The organism is uncultured Maribacter sp. (assembly GCF_963974015.1).
GTDB lineage: Bacteria > Bacteroidota > Bacteroidia > Flavobacteriales > Flavobacteriaceae > Maribacter.
Map to the genome: position 1 here is coordinate 404,182 of NZ_CAXBBZ010000002.1, position 16,456 is coordinate 420,637.

18 protein-coding genes are annotated in these 16,456 nt (G+C 34.5%); 8 read left to right on the top strand and 10 right to left on the bottom strand.

The genetic code is table 11. The features are described from left to right. Window positions 1-123 precede the first annotated feature (123 nt). From AACZ41_RS06340 to AACZ41_RS06350, 3 genes are all read left to right on the top strand, one after another. Window positions 124-1,962 carry a DEAD/DEAH box helicase gene (locus AACZ41_RS06340; RefSeq protein WP_339627514.1) on the top strand — a complete coding sequence of 613 codons (1,839 nt, stop codon included), beginning with the start codon at window positions 124-126 and terminating at the stop codon, window positions 1,960-1,962. Between the two features lie 75 nt (window positions 1,963-2,037). Beyond that, the gene (locus tag AACZ41_RS06345) at window positions 2,038-2,808 is read left to right on the top strand and encodes a carboxypeptidase-like regulatory domain-containing protein (RefSeq protein ID WP_339627515.1); all 771 of its coding nucleotides are present in this window, start codon (window positions 2,038-2,040) and stop codon (window positions 2,806-2,808) included. 51 nt (window positions 2,809-2,859) lie between these two features. Then, complete coding sequence (locus AACZ41_RS06350) at window positions 2,860-4,551, top strand: alpha-amylase family glycosyl hydrolase (protein ID WP_339627517.1); 1,692 nt, start codon at window positions 2,860-2,862, stop codon at window positions 4,549-4,551. Window positions 4,552-4,561: 10 nt separating this feature from the next. Here the strand turns inward: AACZ41_RS06350 and AACZ41_RS06355 are convergent, their stop codons facing one another. From AACZ41_RS06355 to AACZ41_RS06365, 3 genes are read right to left on the bottom strand one after another with little or no spacing between them, the layout of a single operon-like run. Next, window positions 4,562-4,927 (bottom strand): VOC family protein, encoded by a 366-nt coding sequence (locus AACZ41_RS06355; RefSeq protein ID WP_339627518.1) that lies wholly within the window; start codon window positions 4,925-4,927, stop codon window positions 4,562-4,564. Next, complete coding sequence (locus AACZ41_RS06360) at window positions 4,924-5,457, bottom strand: SRPBCC family protein (RefSeq protein WP_339627519.1); 534 nt, start codon at window positions 5,455-5,457, stop codon at window positions 4,924-4,926. The genes AACZ41_RS06355 and AACZ41_RS06360 overlap by 4 nt, the downstream gene beginning before the upstream one ends. A gap of 41 nt (window positions 5,458-5,498) precedes the next feature. Next, window positions 5,499-6,155 (bottom strand): RNA methyltransferase, encoded by a 657-nt coding sequence (locus AACZ41_RS06365; protein WP_339627520.1) that lies wholly within the window; start codon window positions 6,153-6,155, stop codon window positions 5,499-5,501. 48 nt (window positions 6,156-6,203) lie between these two features. On the opposite strand from AACZ41_RS06365, the gene AACZ41_RS06370 reads away from it, so the two are divergent. Beyond that, window positions 6,204-6,890 (top strand): NAD-dependent deacylase, encoded by a 687-nt coding sequence (locus AACZ41_RS06370; RefSeq protein ID WP_339627521.1) that lies wholly within the window; start codon window positions 6,204-6,206, stop codon window positions 6,888-6,890. Here the strand turns inward: AACZ41_RS06370 and AACZ41_RS06375 are convergent. After that, window positions 6,859-7,392, bottom strand: a complete 534-nt coding sequence (locus AACZ41_RS06375) for a heme-binding domain-containing protein (protein WP_339627522.1) — start codon at window positions 7,390-7,392, stop codon at window positions 6,859-6,861. The two genes, AACZ41_RS06370 and AACZ41_RS06375, sit on opposite strands and share 32 nt — an antisense overlap. Between AACZ41_RS06375 and AACZ41_RS06380 the strand changes: the two genes are divergently transcribed. Continuing rightward, window positions 7,369-7,935, top strand: a complete 567-nt coding sequence (locus AACZ41_RS06380) for an adenylosuccinate lyase (protein WP_339627523.1) — start codon at window positions 7,369-7,371, stop codon at window positions 7,933-7,935. The genes AACZ41_RS06375 and AACZ41_RS06380 overlap by 24 nt on opposite strands. 129 nt (window positions 7,936-8,064) lie before the next feature. Further along, window positions 8,065-9,408: an adenylosuccinate lyase gene (gene purB, locus AACZ41_RS06385; protein ID WP_339627524.1), complete on the top strand. Its 1,344-nt coding sequence runs from the start codon at window positions 8,065-8,067 to the stop codon at window positions 9,406-9,408. A 75-nt stretch (window positions 9,409-9,483) separates the two neighbouring features. Here purB and AACZ41_RS06390 read toward each other — a convergent pair whose 3' ends face one another. The 6 genes from AACZ41_RS06390 to AACZ41_RS06415 form a co-directional block, all read right to left on the bottom strand. After that, window positions 9,484-10,293 carry a mechanosensitive ion channel domain-containing protein gene (locus tag AACZ41_RS06390; protein WP_339627525.1) on the bottom strand — a complete coding sequence of 270 codons (810 nt, stop codon included), beginning with the start codon at window positions 10,291-10,293 and terminating at the stop codon, window positions 9,484-9,486. A gap of 152 nt (window positions 10,294-10,445) precedes the next feature. Further along, window positions 10,446-10,985, bottom strand: coding sequence for a DUF4252 domain-containing protein (locus tag AACZ41_RS06395; RefSeq protein WP_339627526.1), 540 nt, complete (start codon window positions 10,983-10,985; stop codon window positions 10,446-10,448). Window positions 10,986-11,052: 67 nt separating this feature from the next. Further along, window positions 11,053-11,595 (bottom strand): DUF4252 domain-containing protein, encoded by a 543-nt coding sequence (locus AACZ41_RS06400; protein ID WP_339627527.1) that lies wholly within the window; start codon window positions 11,593-11,595, stop codon window positions 11,053-11,055. Between the two features lie 117 nt (window positions 11,596-11,712). Next, complete coding sequence (locus AACZ41_RS06405; RefSeq protein ID WP_339627528.1) at window positions 11,713-12,267, bottom strand: DUF4252 domain-containing protein; 555 nt, start codon at window positions 12,265-12,267, stop codon at window positions 11,713-11,715. Window positions 12,268-12,272: 5 nt separating this feature from the next. Then, entirely contained in the window at window positions 12,273-12,707 is a 435-nt protein-coding gene (locus AACZ41_RS06410; RefSeq protein WP_339627529.1) for a hypothetical protein, read from the bottom strand. Further along, window positions 12,694-13,203, bottom strand: a complete 510-nt coding sequence (locus AACZ41_RS06415) for a sigma-70 family RNA polymerase sigma factor (protein WP_339627530.1) — start codon at window positions 13,201-13,203, stop codon at window positions 12,694-12,696. Before AACZ41_RS06415 ends, AACZ41_RS06410 begins: the two co-directional genes overlap by 14 nt. A 211-nt stretch (window positions 13,204-13,414) precedes the next feature. On the opposite strand from AACZ41_RS06415, the gene AACZ41_RS06420 reads away from it, so the two are divergent. Continuing rightward, a complete protein-coding gene (locus AACZ41_RS06420; RefSeq protein WP_339627531.1) occupies window positions 13,415-14,938 on the top strand; it encodes a S41 family peptidase in 1,524 nt (507 codons plus the stop codon). 27 nt (window positions 14,939-14,965) lie between these two features. Continuing rightward, window positions 14,966-16,435 carry a S41 family peptidase gene (locus tag AACZ41_RS06425; RefSeq protein WP_339627532.1) on the top strand — a complete coding sequence of 490 codons (1,470 nt, stop codon included), beginning with the start codon at window positions 14,966-14,968 and terminating at the stop codon, window positions 16,433-16,435. Window positions 16,436-16,456: the final 21 nt, after the last annotated feature.

Here is a 16,456-nt window from a genome sequence, read left to right on the forward strand (position 1 = left end):
AGCAGTATCTTTGCAAATTAATTAACGCCGCTGGTATAGCATGTGTTGCGCTGAGTCTAACTAGGTTATATATGATAATCGCTCTATGCAACATTCATATTTGCGATTTAGTATAACATATTTATGACAAAGTTTGAAGCACTAGGACTCCAGAAGTCCTTATTAGATGCTGTTGCTGATTTGGGTTTTGAAACCCCTTCAGAAGTACAGGAAAAAGCAATCCCTATTTTATTGGAAAGTGAAACCGATTTGGTTGCCTTGGCGCAAACCGGAACAGGTAAAACTGCCGCATTCGGTTTTCCATTAATTCAAAAAATTGATAGTAACAGTAGAACCACACAAGGTTTAATACTATCCCCAACTCGTGAGCTGTGCTTACAGATTACCAAAGAAATGCAAGCGTATTCAAAATACGAACGCAATATTAATGTAGTTGCCATTTATGGCGGCGCCAGTATTACGGACCAAGCAAGACAGATTAAAAAAGGGGCTCAAATTATTGTAGCTACTCCTGGTCGAATGAAAGATATGATCAGTAGACGTCTGGTGGATATCTCCAAGATCGATTACTGTATTCTAGATGAGGCAGATGAAATGCTGAACATGGGCTTCATGGAAGACATTAAAGATATTCTTTCAGGTACCCCTAATGATAAATCTACTTGGTTGTTCTCTGCAACTATGCCTAAGGAAGTTTCTATAATTGCGAAAAAATTCATGCACTCTCCACAAGAGATTACAGTAGGGGCAAAAAATTCAGGCGCATCAACTGTACAACATGAATATTATGTTGTTGGCGGTAGAGATCGTTATCCTGCTTTAAAAAGATTGGCAGATACCAACCCAGATATATTTTCAGTTATTTTCTGTAGAACTAAAAGGGATACCCAAAAAGTTGCCGAAAATTTAATTGAAGATGGTTACAACGCAGGAGCCTTACATGGCGATTTAAGTCAGAACCAACGTGATTTGGTGATGAATTCTTTTCGAAAAAGGCAGATTCAAATGCTTGTTGCAACTGATGTTGCTGCACGTGGTATTGATGTTGATGATATTACCCATGTAATCAATTATCAATTACCTGATGAAATCGAAACCTATACACACCGTAGCGGTAGAACAGGTAGAGCTGGTAAGTCAGGTATCTCTATGGTAATTATTACACGTAGCGAACAACGTAAGATTAAAGCTATAGAAAACAAAATCAATCAGAAGTTTATAGCTAAACAAATTCCTACGGGAATGGAAATCTGTGAGATTCAATTGTATCACTTGGCAAACAAAATAAAGGATACAAAAATCAATGCAGACGTAGAAAATTATTTACCCGCAATTAATGATGTTCTACAAGGTATTGATCGTGAAGAACTGATTAAAAAAATTGTATCGGTAGAATTTACGCGATTCTCTAACTATTACAATAAGTCTAAAGATTTAAATTCTTCTGATGGTGGTAGAGATAGAGATGGCGATAGAGATAGAAGTGATGGCCGAAGAGGTGGCGAAACACCAACTAGTGGTGCAGTTCGCTATTTCATAAATGTTGGTGAAAAAGATGGTTATGATTGGATGTCACTTAAAGATTTCATAAGAGATACAGTTGGCCTAGGGCAAGAAGATGTTTTTAAAGTTGATGTAAAAGAAAGCTTTTCGTTTTTTAATACTGAATCAGAATCTACCCAACAAATTCTTGACAAGTTTACCGAGTTTAAAGTCGACGGACGATTTGTAAATGTAGAAGTTTCCAAAAACCCTGGCGGTGGCGGTGGCGGTAATCGCAGAAGCAGCGGCGGAGGTGGATTTAAAGGAAAAAGAAGCGGCCGAAGAGATGATGACCGTGGTGGTAAAGGAAGAAAAGATGGCGATCGTGAATCTAAAGGAAGAAGTCGAGGTCGAAGTGAATCAAGCAGTCCTAACTCTGGAAAAAGACGTACCACTAAAAGAAAGGGAGATTTCTTTTAGTTAATTGTATATTAAAAATACGCTTCGGCGTATTTTTTTTATTTTGTTTGCATCCCTAAACTTGGCGTCAACAATATGAAATATTTATTATCAGTCTTATTTACCTTCATTTCCCTTATAGGTCTTTCACAAGAAACAGAAGAAAATCAACGCTTAAGTGCAGTTATTATTAATGCACAAACCGAAGAACCGCTTGAAAGTGTTCATGTGGTTAACTTAAACCAAGTTTTCGGTACCATTACCAATGAAAAAGGAGGATTTTCGATTACGGCTGCAGTAAATGACACTCTTTATTTTTCTTTTCTTGGGTTCAAGTCTCAAAAAATAAGGGTTACCAACGACATGTTCAAATTTGAGAATACTGAAATAGCCTTAACCGAACTAGCATATGCTTTAGAGGAGGTTATTGTAAGACCATATCAACTTACCGGTTATTTAGAAATTGACGTGAAAAACCTTCCTATCAACAATGCTTATCAATATAGTATTTCTGGTCTAGGTGTTAGTTATGAGGGTGGTAACAAAAACCCTAGTGCTGTCACAAAGGTTCTAGGCGCCATTCTTAACCCAGCAGATTTACTGCGAAACCTCTTTGGTAAGAAACCTGCGCAAATGCGTAAACTACGACAAATGAGAGAAGATGATGAAATTCGTAATTTATTGGCTTCTAAGTTTGATCGTGAAACTCTAACAGAATTTCTTCAGTTAGAAAAAGTTGACATTCAGGATATTCTTAACAACTGTAATTACTCTAAATCTTTTATTACTACAGCTAATGACCTTCAGATACTTGATGCAATTAGCAGTTGCTACGAAGAATACAAAGTACTAAATAGAAAAAAATAATATTTTTTAGATTGATTTCCTTGTTATAGCTTTAGAGCAAATATTTTGGAAATGAAAAATTTATACATTTTAGCACTTTTTGCTATAGTATTGGCATCTTGCCAACCGAACGCAAAGGATACTACCAAAACCACACTTTCTGTTACCGACACCGTTGTAATAGCTAAAAAGAATCCTAATTTTCAGTGGGAAGCCGCCACAGTATATTTCCTACTAACGGACCGATTTAATAACGGTAATCCAGAAAACGATTTAAACTTTGATAGAGATGAGGTAACCGGAAAACTTAGAGGTTTTATGGGTGGTGACATTCAAGGTATAACTCAAAAAATTAAAGATGGTTATTTTACCAAGCTTGGCGTAAACGCTATATGGTTTACTCCTGTTGTAGAGCAAGTTCATGGTGCCACCGATGAAGGCACAGGCAATACATATGCCTACCATGGTTATTGGGCAAAAGACTGGACAGCATTAGACCCTAATTTTGGAACCGAAAAAGATTTGGAAACTCTGGTTAAAACAGCTCATGAAAATGGTATTCGCGTTCTATTGGATGTGGTTTTGAACCACACTGGCCCAGTTACTGAAAAAGACCCTGTATGGCCAAAAGAATGGGTACGCACCTCTCCTAGTTGCGAATTCACTACTTATGAGAATACAACCAACTGCACCTTAGTGGCAAATTTACCAGACATATTAACTGAATCGGAAACGGTAGTAAATTTACCTGACGCACTGCTTGCCAAATGGAAAACTGAAGGCAGATTAAGTGAGGAATTGGATGAACTTGATTTATTTTTTGATAGAACAGGACACCCTAGGACTCCAAGGTTTTATATCATGAAATGGCTTACCGATTACATTAATAAATATGGTGTTGATGGTTTTAGGGTCGATACCGTAAAACATGCAAATGAAAATGCTTGGGCTGAACTCTATAAAGAATCATCAGCGGCATTCGATTTATGGAAAAAGAAGAACGCTGATAAGGTTTTGGACAACAACCCTTTCTATATGGTTGGTGAAGTATATAATTACGGAATTTCTGGTGGTCGAGAATATGATTTTGGGGATAAAAAAGTAGATTATTTTGCCAACGGTTTCAAAAGTCTAATAAACTTTGAATTAAAGACAGACGCTGAAAAGGACTACGAAACCATTTTTTCTAAATATAGCAAACTACTACATACTACTTTAAAGGACAAAAGTGTCTTAAACTACCTTACTTCGCACGACGATGGTCAGCCATTCGACAAAGAACGTACAAACCCAAAAAGAGCCGCAAATGTTCTTCTATTAACTCCTGGAGCTTCACAAATCTACTATGGCGATGAAACGGCAAGAGACTTAACGATTGAAGGTACTGAGGGTGATGCCACATTAAGGTCTTTTATGAATTGGAATGAGCTTGATAGTTTAGAACAAACAAAAGAAATTTTAAATCATTGGCAACAAATTGGTACTTTTAGAAATGACCACCCTGCCATCGGCGCTGGAATTCATAAAGTAATCGCTAAAGTGCCCTATGTTTTTAGCAGGTATTTAAATAAAGATGAGTTTGTTGATAAAGTTGTTATTGCACTTGACTTACCAAAAGGAAAAAAAACAATATCGGTAAAAGGTGTATTTGGAGATGGCACAAAACTTTATGATCAATATTCTGAAACCGAAAGTACCGTAACCAATGGTAAAGTCGTTCTTGAAAATGATTTTGATATCGTTTTGTTGGAACTAAAGAAATAAAATAGGAATACTAGGCATTAGAATGGAGGGCAATCCTATTTCCCTCCGTATCTTTAAAAAGACCCATAAAACCATGACCGTCACCAATTTCAGTTTTTGGTTGTAATACTTGTCCGCCTGCTTTCTCCACCTTGTCCAATACAGTGGCTGCATCTTCACAGGCAAAGTATAGCAAAGCTCCTTCGGTTAAACTTGGCACATATTGTTCATGCTGTACCAAGGCACCATTTGCCTGACCTATACTCGGCTTATCAGGAAACAGTCCCATTACAAATTGCCCAAAATTATTGACTGTTATTGTAATGTCTAAGATAGTTTCGTAAAACTTTCGAGCTCGTTGCATATCTGCAACCGGAATTTCAAACCATGCTATCATATTTCACTACTTAAATTATGTTTAAGATTCTGTAATCCTTGTTCAAAATCTTTTCCTACCATTTTATCCATACTCATAAATAGCATCATAATACTCATAGGAAATTTATTGGTTCCTGTAAACCCCCAAGTCACTTTACTCCTATTATTATCTAGTTCCTCCAAGTCCATATAACAATCAGATTGAGATTTAAACGGTTTTAAAAATCTTAAATCTTGTTCTATTCGCTTACCCTCAACTATTTTAGTTATTTCTTGCTCTCCCTCTCCTACTTCTTTATTTCCGTTCCAATAACTTAAAGCACCAACTTCACCATCTATACCCGTAATTTTCTGGTCCATATTCGGGTCTTTTCTTGCCCACGGTGACCACTCTTGTTGTTTCTTTAAATATTTAAGGTGTCCCCAAACTTTTTCAGTAGGATGGTCTAATTCTATTGACCTAGAAACATGATAACTTTTGGGAGCAATCAATGACAGAATAATTAATAAAGCCAATAAAACTCCTAAAATTATTAAAACGTAATACATCTGTTTCTCAAATAGTTATTAGACAACAAGTTAAGTAAAATTTAATTATCAGAATCATACCTAATCAAGATATCATCGATACTTTTTATAGATTTTTTGGTCCAATCTAATCGTTTCTCCATCATTTCTGCTTGCGTCAGCTTCCAATCAAAATTGGAAGACTTTAATTTAGCAGTTAAGTGTTGTAGAATAATAGCTGCTGAAACTGAAATATTCAAACTTTCGGTAAAACCTACCATCGGTATTTTCAAATAAGCATCAGCATTTTCCAGCACGTAGTCGCTTAAACCCTTATTTTCAGTACCAAAGAATAAGGCCATTTTTCCATCTAATTCATAATCTTGCAATAATGAGCTATTGGCATGGGGGCTAGTAGCAACAATTTTATACCCTTTATTCTTAAGTACATCAACCGCCTCATTCGAATTTTTATATCTTTTTACATCTACCCATTTTTGGGCACCCATAGCAATTTCCTCATCTAAACGTTGGCCATATTTACCTTCTATTAAATGTGCTTGCTGTATGCCAAATGATTCACAACTACGTATTACGGCACTAGTATTATGCATTTGAAAAACATCTTCTACAGCAACGGTTATAAAATTGGTTCTATGACTTAATATATCATTAAACCGCTCAATTCTTTTTTCTGAAATAAATTCTTCTAAATATGCCAAAAGCTTCTCATCAATCATGCTTCCAAGATAAGAAAAGTATATTTTTAGGCTGAATTTAAAAAAACCATGAAGAACATTGTTGTATTAACCGGAGCAGGAATATCAGCTGAAAGCGGATTAAAAACATTTAGGGACGCCAATGGATTATGGGAAGGTCATGATGTTATGGAAGTTGCCTCTCAGCAAGGTTTTTATAACAACCCTCAATTGGTTTTAGAATTTTATAACCAACGTAGAAGACAGCTATTAAGCGTTCATCCAAATAAAGCACACTTAGCTTTGGTTGAACTGGAAAAACACTACAATGTGCATATTGTGACACAGAACGTAGATGATTTACACGAACGTGCCGGTAGTTCTCACGTGCTTCATTTACATGGCGAATTATTAAAAGCTAGAAGCATGGCTTCAACTGATGATGTGTTTGTTTGTAATAAGGATATACGCTTAGGAGACAAATGCAAAAAAGGGTATCAAATTAGACCTCATATTGTTTGGTTCGGTGAAGCTGTACCTTTATTAGAAGATGCCATGAATATTACCGAAAAGGCCGATTATCTTATAATTATAGGAACCTCAATGCAAGTTTATCCGGCGGCAAGCCTAATAGATTTCGCTAAAGCAAATACACCTATATTCTTCATAGATCCAAAACCAGCAATTAAAGCTGTACATAATAGTAATTTAACTGTTATTTCAGAAAACGCAGTAAAAGGTGTTCCTACTTTGGTTGCTTCCCTAATTGGTAAATAATTCTTGTTTGTTTCACCCACGCTACAATTTCACCCACTTCCTTATCCGTTAGTTTAGAATTGCTGTGTAAATAGGTATACTCGGTTAATGGCATATTTTCTTGAACTACCATTTCTTCAATCTCTTCTAAAAGATGATCTTTCTTGACTAATGAATAGGTTTCCCACTCAGAAAAATTTAAATGCTGCTTTCCTTCTTTAACATGACTATCAATCCAATATGAAATTGGCGCTACATTATTGTACCATGGGTAGGCCGTATTATTACTATGACAATCATAACAAGAGGTTTCAAATAAAGCCTTTAAATCTGTAGAAGGATTGGTCTCTTTAATAAAAATTTGGGTATGGTTACCAGGGGAAATATTCTTTGTAGGACTGTAAAATTGCATGGCTATCAAAACCAAAACCACACCTAGGCTAATTTTTTTTTTAGTAATTTCATATTCGGGGGAAATATAGAATAAAGATACAATTTTATGACCAAGAAAGAGCTTTGCCATGCATTGAATTATGTTAATGCAACTCGAGAAAATCGAAGTAAGATGGCATTTAAAATTGAAGAAAATCCCCAACTCATTCCTATTTTAATAGAAATTTCTAAAGATGACATAGACCCCATATCTTGTAAAGCAAGCTGGGTGGTAGAATCACTTATAAAGAAAAAGTTAGAATTTATTTTCCCTTATATCGATACATTTACGCATTCACTTTCTAGGTTGACCCTAGAGTCTTCAATTCGGCCAGCCTCAAAAATATGCTCGCTTTTAGTTGAAAATCAGTATTCAAACAAAACATCTCTTTCAAATAAAGTACTTAATAAACAACATTTAAATACTATTGCTGAAGCAGCATTCGATTGGCTCATTGGCGACCATAAAGTTGCCCCTAAAGCCTATTCAATGACAACCCTTTTATTACTTGGTAAAAACATAGCTTGGATTCATCCAGAACTACAACTTATTTTAAAACAGAATTATGAAAGTGGGAGCGCTGCCTATAAAGCAAGAGCAAGAATGACTTTAAAGGCACTTGAAGAAAACTAGCTTAAGAGAATTACAGCTCCGTTTTCCTTTATTTGAAAATCACTTTTTGACTACAACTTAAAGCGAATAGTGTTTTAATCTATGGTATGAATAGGTATATTTGCCGCTTATTAATTCAACCAATTAATTATGTCTCTTAATGCATTAAATGCCATTTCTCCAATCGACGGCCGCTATAGTTCAAAAACTCATTCATTGTCTCCTTATTTTTCTGAAGAAGCTTTGATTAAGTATAGGGTTAGAGTAGAAATCGAATATTTTATTGCTCTTTGCGAGATTCCTTTAAAGCAGTTATCTTCTTTTGATTCTTCTAAGTTCGAAGATTTGCGTAAAATCTATACTGAGTTTACTACAGCGGATGCTCAAGAAATTAAGGAGATAGAAAAAGTAACCAATCATGATGTTAAGGCGGTTGAGTATTTTATAAAAAAGGCTTTTGATTCTTTAGGGCTTTCAAAATTTAAAGAATTTATCCACTTCGGGTTAACATCACAAGATATTAATAACACTGCCATTCCGCTTTCTATTAAAGAAGCGATGAATGAGGTTTATGTTCCTCAATATTTCGAATTACTTGAAAAGCTAGATGTTCTAACATTAGAATGGGCAGATATTCCTATGCTAGCAAGAACACATGGTCAACCTGCATCTCCTACCCGATTAGGAAAGGAAATTATGGTTTATGTAGTTCGATTAAAAGAACAATTTAACTTATTGAACGATATACCAAGTGCTGCTAAATTTGGTGGTGCTACAGGTAATTTTAATGCCCATCTGGTTGCCTACCCATCTATAGATTGGAGAGAATTTGGTCAAAATTTCGTTCAAGAAAAGTTAGGCCTTCAACATTCTTTTCCAACAACGCAGATTGAGCATTACGACCATTTGGCCGCACTTTTCGATGGTCTTAAACGTATTAATACTATCGTTTTAGATTTAGACCGTGATTTTTGGACATATGTATCAATGGACTATTTTAAACAGAAAATTAAGGCCGGTGAAGTAGGTTCGTCTGCAATGCCTCATAAAGTAAACCCTATCGATTTTGAAAACTCAGAAGGTAACTTAGGTATTGCTAACGCTATTTTTGAACATTTATCCGCAAAATTACCAGTTTCAAGATTACAACGCGATTTAACCGATAGTACAGTACTGCGTAATGTAGGTGTGCCATTTGCCCATACCTTGATCGCTTTTCAATCTACTTTAAAAGGATTAAACAAATTATTATTAAATAGAGATAAATTTGAGCAAGATTTAGAAAATAATTGGGCGGTTGTTGCCGAAGCCATTCAAACTATTTTAAGACGTGAAAGTTATCCGAACCCATACGAAGCTTTGAAAGGACTTACGCGTACAAATGAGAAAATCAATAAAGATTCTATTTCTAATTTCATTGATACCTTAGAGGTTTCTGATGCGATTAAAAAAGAGCTTAAACAAATATCTCCTAGTAACTATACGGGTATATAAAGATGTTAGAATACTAATTTCAAAATTTGCTTAAATAAAAAGACCACCTCCCGGTGGTCTTTTTTCTTCCTATTATTACTTATTAATTTGAACTTCGTGCGGATAAGGAATTTCAATACCTGCGCTATCCAACGCTTTCTTAGTACCTTCAATAGTTGCAAAATATACATCCCAATAATCTTCAGGCTTACAGAAAGGGCGCACTGCAAGGTTCACAGAACTATCCGCTAATTCAGAAACGTTAACCGATGGGGCTGGATCATTTAACACTTTAGGGTTTGCCACTAACATTGTCAGTAAAGCATCTTTAGTTTTTTGAAGGTCAGAATCATAACTAACACCAACAGTGGTATCAACTCTCATTTTACCTTCTGCCGTATAGTTAATGATGTTTCCATTTGCCATCGCACCATTAGGAATAATAGCCAATTTGTTTTGAGGGGTAATCAATTTAGTTGTAAAGATTTCGATTTCTTTTACATTACCTAAAACACCTTGTGCTTCAACTAAATCTCCAATCTTATAAGGTTTAAAAATAATAAGCAAAACACCGCCTGCAAAGTTAGAAAGTGATCCTTGTAAGGCCAAACCAATTGCCAAACCAGCAGCGGCTATTACGGCAGCAAAACTTGTAGTCTCGACACCTAATGTTGAAATAACGGTAATAATTAGAAAAATAGTAAGTGCCCATTTTACTAAGCTTAATAAGAACTTCTTAAGTGATTCGTCATATTCTTGTTTGGTCATACCTTTTCTGGCAACACCAACTAACTTCTTTATAACCCAAGAACCTATAATATAAATAAGAATCGCACCAATTATTTTTGGTCCGAATACCATTATAAAATCAATACCTTTTTCAATCCATACTTGTGCATCTTCCATTCTAAATAGTTTTTTGTTTAGGTTGTTATTTAATTGTCCTCAATTATATGACACAATATTTTTTGATAGGTCACATAAAAAATAAATTTAAAACAAAAAAAACCTATTACATATTCGTAACAGGTTGTATTTAAAACTAATATGATGAAGGATTAGCCTTTTATTAAATCACCAAGTTGTTCAAGGCCTTTACCGTCAAAATCAGATTTTTCCATGGCCTGTATCAATTGTACAAAACTTGCTGGGTTCATATCATCTCCCAAAACACGAACTAGAAGTAATCCTTTTTCGTCATTATCTCCATAGATTACAATTTCATCTATGGTATCATCGTCTCCTTTCAATTGTATGGTAGCTTTTCCAAAAGATGTATTCATCTTCATTAATTCACTAAATTCTGAACTTTTTAAAATAGTCTTAATGGCTGCCTTTTGCACTTCATAATCAGCAGTGTTATTATCCTTTTTCTGAAAAGCTAGAATGTTTAACTTCTTAAGAGAACTTGCCGCCTTTTTTTGAGCTTCACTTAATTCTGCCTTTTCTAAATTCAAAAGACTAGAAGGTAAATCAAAAGACATAAAATTTGGATTTTCGGCACTAGCAATAAAATACTGCTGCAAACTTTGTTCTGAAGAACAGGATGAAACGGTAAAACCTGTTATCATAACTATAATCCAATATACTTTTTTCATAATACATTTTTTAAAATTGAAGGAAAGAACCTTCCGGTTTTACGAAAGGTCCTTTTCTAAAAATAATTTACTTACCAGAAGCTTTATTCAAATCTTGCGGTAAATTCATTTTGTTGGTAATCGATCCAATTTTATTCAAATCAATATCTCCAGTTAAGCTAACTAAAACGGTTTCCAATTTTCTACCATGATCACCTATTTCTACATTATCCAATCCCGACACAAACATTAATAATTCTGTCACATGGTCCTTTTTTGCCCCATCTCTAACATAGAACTTAACATTAACATCTTTGTCCTTTACACGCATTAATTCTTCTAATTTCGAAGACTTAAGATATTTCTTAACTGTTGCAGACATATCCGACGAAACCGATGCGTCTTCGGTCATAAAAACTTTTATATTTTTAAGTCCGCTAGCTACGTCCATAAATTCCTTCGCTTCGGCATCATCACTCATTCCTCCTAATTTAGAGACTAAGTCTATCATACCTTTGTTCACGATTACTGAACCTACGTTATCCATATCCTCATACTTATCGAATACTGACTGTGAGAAACCCAATACGGGTAAAATTGCCATTAAAAATACTACTGCTACTTTTTTCATGATTGTTGTTTTTAGTACCTCTAGCCTATTTTAGGATTAAGGTGATTGATTAATTGATGAATACATGTTTATCAAAAGCGTTAATTTAATTGGGGATTAACGCTTATTGATTATTATTTAATTCCCCTTTTTAGATGCTTTCCCTAATTGGTCACCTCCAGGTAGGTCCATTTTATCGGTCAATTTTGAAACTGATCGCAAATTAATATCTCCAGTCAAGGAAAGTAAAACCGTTTCTAATTTTTTACCATTAATGTCTATATCCATATCTTTCATACCGGTTACGAACATTAAAAGTTCTTTCACATGATCACTGTCTTTACCTTCCTTTACATAAAATTTAACATTTGAACCACCATCCCTAACTCGCATCAATTCTTCAAATGATGAACTTTTTAAGCGATTGGTCACCCAACTATCTACATCTTTAGAAATAGCCGCATCATCGGTCGTAATGACCTTAAAACTTGTAATTGAATTTACGAGTTCAAAAAACTCTTTTGCTTCTGGATCATCTGAGCTTACGCTCATTTTACCTAACATTTGAAACATCTTAGGTTGCATGGCAACAAAGGTTACCTTGTCATTATCTTCGTATTTATCGAAAATATCTTGAGCTCTTGAAATAATCGGAGCCAAAACCAACATTGTTAATAGTACTATTTTTTTCATTTTAATTATTTTTTCGTTAAAAATTTATTTGTTGTTTTTTCGAATTCTTCTAAATGATACAGTTGCTCAGTACCTTTATTAAAATTCATTGCCAATAAGGCAAAAGCCTCTTGTGCAGACTCAATCTCTTCTTGTGTATACTCGTCTGCTAAAGTAACTGGGGCAAGTGTTGGTTGATAAAAATACAACCCGAACATAAAGACTGCTATTGCCGCTACAGAAACCCATTTCAAATAATTCATTCTAGGTTTTAATGGGACCTGTTTGGTAAAAGATTCTTCTTTTGCTTTGGTGAAATAATTGAACAAAGGCGCATGTTGCTCTAAATGAGGTGCAACACTCTCTTTTGAAAAATACTCCCTTAGTGTTTCTTCTTCAGCAACCGTGGTGGTAGCCTCAAAATATTTCTCTATTAATTTTTCTATTTTATACAATTCCATAATTGTGCTTTTCCATTAATTTTTCCCGTACGGTTTTTCGAGCTCTGGACAAAGCTACCCGTATGGCTGTAGGTTTCATATCCAATAATTTTTCTATTTCTTCATATTCATATTGCTCTACATCTCGCAATTGTAATACCATTTTTTGTTGTTCTGGTAATTCGGCCATAATCCGTTCAACCCAACTAATACTGTCCCTTGCTTCTAATTCACCTTGTAAAGACGTACTAGAATCGGTATAATTACTATGTACTAATTTTAAATTACCCGCTTGTTTTGATTTCAATCTGTCCAGACAGAAATTTTTTGTCATGGTCATCGCAAATGCTTCTACATTATTATAGGTCTCCATTTTATTCTTCTTATCCCATAACTTTATAAGAATCTCTTGCGTGGCATCTTCAGCCTCCTCGGTTGAAACCAATAACCTTTTGGCCATGCGGAACAATTTGTCCTTAAACGGTAAAACAATATTTAAAAACTCTGTTTGTTTCATTTTGGTTTGGCTGTTTGTAAGCTTGCTAACAGGTTTACAAAAAGAAGACGAAGTTGAACGATTTTTGTTACAATTAATTTTTAATTTGATTGCTTGTTCCTAAATTTAACATCCTTACGACAAATATATCCGTATTTAAAAAGACAGATATTATAGCATTCATATGAGTGTTCTATAAATTGGAATGTTTATTGTTAAAAATAAAAAAACTATGAAAAATTTTTTCTTTTCCCTCCTATGCTTAGGCTTCGTTGTTATTTCTTGTAATAAAAATGATGATGACCCTATACTTGAAGACGAAGTAATCGAAGTTCCTGAGGAGGAAGTACCAATTGTAGTTGACATTGAAGTTCAAAACTTTTTTTGGCAAACTTTAAACCTCTATTATTTTTGGCAAGGTGATGTGCCAGATTTGGCAGATGACCGTTATGATACTCAAGCCAGTTATGAAGAATTTCTCACTGCCAACCCAGAACCAGTAGATTTTTTAGAGAATAAACTGCTTTTTTCTGAAGATAGATTTACGTTTTATAGTGATGATTATACAGATTTAGTAAATAATTCTGCAGGTGTTTCTAAAAGTAATGGTCTGCAATTCGGATTATCATTAATAGGTAACACTGATGATGTTTTCGGATATGTTGAATATATTATTAAAGATTCTGACGCATCTAATAAAGATATTAAAAGAGGCGAAGTATTTATTGGGGTAAATGGCACAAGCTTAAATAGAACAAACTATATAAATCTTCTGTTTGGTGATAACGACACTTATACTTTAAACATGGCAGAAATAGTAGATAATACTATTAGCCCAATTGATAAGGAGATTACTTTAACTAAACAAGAAGGATTACAAGAAGACCCTATTTTTGTAACTGAAGTTATTACATCGGGAGATAAAAAAATTGGTTATTTCATGTACAACCAATTTGTATCCGGTTCAGAAGATGCCATGAATGCCGTTTTTGCCGATTTTATGTCTCAAGGTGTAACCGATTTGGTTTTAGATCTACGATACAATTTAGGTGGTAGAGGTACTACTGCTACCATTTTAGCTAGTTTAATAAAAGGCACTAGTACTTCAGATTTACTTTTTAGAACTACTTATAATGCAAAATTACAGGCAGAAATCGCCAGTAGTTCAACCGACAATTATTTTGTGAGCACTACCGGTACTTTCGATGGTAATTCGAACGCACCTTTAAATACATTAAATCTAAGCCAAGTATATATTATCGCTACTTCAAGTTCGGCTTCGGCAAGTGAATTAGTAATGGTCGGTTTAGAACCTTATATCAATGTAGTTCATATCGGCTCTACAACAGTTGGCAAAAACCAAGGTTCCCTATTATTTGTTGATGATCCAGAAGGTGGCAATGTATATGATGAAACTAGAGTAAATAATATAAACCCTAATGTACAATGGGGTCTTCAACCTATTATTAGTAGAGTGGAAAATAGTGCAGGCTTTTCTGATTATGCTGACGGATTAATTCCTGATATTGAACTTGATGAGGATATTACCAATTTAGGTATTCTTGGTGATGCTAACGAACCACTACTAGCTAGAGCAATTCAAGAAATTACCGGTATCGGAGCTAAAAGAAGTTTCGATGTGATGATTCCTGCTCATGTTATTTCGAGTTCTAAACTACATAATCCTAGAAATGCTACATTACTATTAAACAACAGCGTACCTACCTCAAAATTTTCACTTAACCAAAAGAAATAAAATAAAAAGATTTCAGTTTCCCTATTTATGAAGAAGATTTTAGTATTACTTGTTATAGCTGTTATTTTTTCTTGCTCTAAGGACGAAGATTTGATCTTAACCAAAACCATTGACCCAGATGGTTCTGCTGATGTAGAAGTTCAAGATTTCATGTGGAAAGCAATGAACTTTTGGTATTTCTGGCAAGCTAACGTTGATGATTTGAGCGATGTGCGTTTTGTGAATACTGCAGAAGGTCGAGCTGAATACACTTCCTTCTTAGATTCAGAAGATAACCCTGCAGCTTTTTTTGAAAACAAACTGCAGTATATTGAAGATCGTTTTAGTTTTTATAATAAAGATTATCGTGAACTCACTAACTCTTTAGCCGGTATATCTAAAAGTAATGGTCTCGAATTTGGACTAGTTCGTTTTCAGGATAGTGAAGAATTATTTGGTGTTGTTCGATACATAATTCCAAATTCAAATGCTGCTACTGCAAATATTTTACGAGGAGATTTGTTTACTGGTGTTGATGGGCAAACTTTAACATTGTCAAATTATGAGGAACTCCTTTTTACAGGAAGCGATACGTATACCCTAAATATGGCAGATTTTGTGAACGGTACTATTGTTCCCAATGAAGAAGAGGTATCACTTACCAAAGCACAAGCTCTTGCAGAAAACCCAGTTTTAATTTCCAAGTCCTTCGAAATTGGTGGTGAAAATATAGGTTACATTATGTATAACCAATTTACAAATGAATATGACGATGACCTTTATGCCGCTATTGAAGCTTTAAAATCTGCAGGAATAACGAATTTGGTAATGGACTTGCGCTATAACCCTGGTGGTTCGGTAAATACTACACGCCTATTAGCTAGTATGATTTATGGCACAAATACATCAGATGTGTTTTTAAGAAAAAGATACAATGATAAACTTCAAAATCAATTTAACGATAGCCAATTAGAAGTGTATTTTGCTGATAAGGTTAATGGAAAAACAATCAATTCATTAGGCTTTTCTAAATTATACGTACTTACTTCTTCTAGTTCTGCGTCAGCTAGTGAATTATTGATCAATAGCTTAGAACCTTATATCGATGTTATTCAAATTGGGGATGTAACGAGAGGTAAAAACGAGTTTTCAACTACATTGGTCGATGATCGTGATAACTCTTATTTATACACACCGTCTAGAGTAAATAAAATCAACCCAAATAATCAATGGGCCATTCAGCCATTAATTGGTAGAAACGAGAATGCTGATGGTTTTTTTGACTTTACGAGCGGTTTACAGCCAGATATTATTTTGAAGGAAGATTATGGTAACTTAGGTATTTTAGGAGAACAGAACGAACCATTATTAGCCAGAGCCATAGAAGCCATTACAGGACAAACTGGTAAACGTGATTTTACCGTTTTAAATCCGATGGAAGTTTTTATAAGTTCTAAAATTGGCAATCCTATCAATGATAAAATGATTGATGATACTGTTTATGATTTAGAATTTTAGACCATACAAAACGATAAAAAA

Bases quoted from the DNA above. Each gene is read 5' to 3' on its own strand.
- AACZ41_RS06345 (WP_339627515.1), top strand. From the start codon at position 2,038: ATGAAATATTTATTATCAGTCTTATTTACCTTCATTTCCCTTATAGGT.
- AACZ41_RS06360 (WP_339627519.1), bottom strand. From the start codon at position 5,457: ATGTATTACGTTTTAATAATTTTAGGAGTTTTATTGGCTTTATTAATT.
- AACZ41_RS06350 (WP_339627517.1), top strand. From the start codon at position 2,860: ATGAAAAATTTATACATTTTAGCACTTTTTGCTATAGTATTGGCATCT.
- AACZ41_RS06410 (WP_339627529.1), bottom strand. From the start codon at position 12,707: ATGGAATTGTATAAAATAGAAAAATTAATAGAGAAATATTTTGAGGCT.
- AACZ41_RS06400 (WP_339627527.1), bottom strand. From the start codon at position 11,595: ATGAAAAAAGTAGCAGTAGTATTTTTAATGGCAATTTTACCCGTATTG.
- AACZ41_RS06395 (WP_339627526.1), bottom strand. From the start codon at position 10,985: ATGAAAAAAGTATATTGGATTATAGTTATGATAACAGGTTTTACCGTT.
- AACZ41_RS06415 (WP_339627530.1), bottom strand. From the start codon at position 13,203: ATGAAACAAACAGAGTTTTTAAATATTGTTTTACCGTTTAAGGACAAA.
- AACZ41_RS06390 (WP_339627525.1), bottom strand. From the start codon at position 10,293: ATGGAAGATGCACAAGTATGGATTGAAAAAGGTATTGATTTTATAATG.
- AACZ41_RS06380 (WP_339627523.1), top strand. From the start codon at position 7,369: ATGACCAAGAAAGAGCTTTGCCATGCATTGAATTATGTTAATGCAACT.
- AACZ41_RS06420 (WP_339627531.1), top strand. From the start codon at position 13,415: ATGAAAAATTTTTTCTTTTCCCTCCTATGCTTAGGCTTCGTTGTTATT.
- AACZ41_RS06370 (WP_339627521.1), top strand. From the start codon at position 6,204: ATGAAGAACATTGTTGTATTAACCGGAGCAGGAATATCAGCTGAAAGC.
- AACZ41_RS06340 (WP_339627514.1), top strand. From the start codon at position 124: ATGACAAAGTTTGAAGCACTAGGACTCCAGAAGTCCTTATTAGATGCT.
- AACZ41_RS06405 (WP_339627528.1), bottom strand. From the start codon at position 12,267: ATGAAAAAAATAGTACTATTAACAATGTTGGTTTTGGCTCCGATTATT.
- AACZ41_RS06355 (WP_339627518.1), bottom strand. From the start codon at position 4,927: ATGATAGCATGGTTTGAAATTCCGGTTGCAGATATGCAACGAGCTCGA.
- purB (WP_339627524.1), top strand. From the start codon at position 8,065: ATGTCTCTTAATGCATTAAATGCCATTTCTCCAATCGACGGCCGCTAT.
- AACZ41_RS06365 (WP_339627520.1), bottom strand. From the start codon at position 6,155: ATGATTGATGAGAAGCTTTTGGCATATTTAGAAGAATTTATTTCAGAA.
- AACZ41_RS06375 (WP_339627522.1), bottom strand. From the start codon at position 7,392: ATGGCAAAGCTCTTTCTTGGTCATAAAATTGTATCTTTATTCTATATT.
- AACZ41_RS06425 (WP_339627532.1), top strand. From the start codon at position 14,966: ATGAAGAAGATTTTAGTATTACTTGTTATAGCTGTTATTTTTTCTTGC.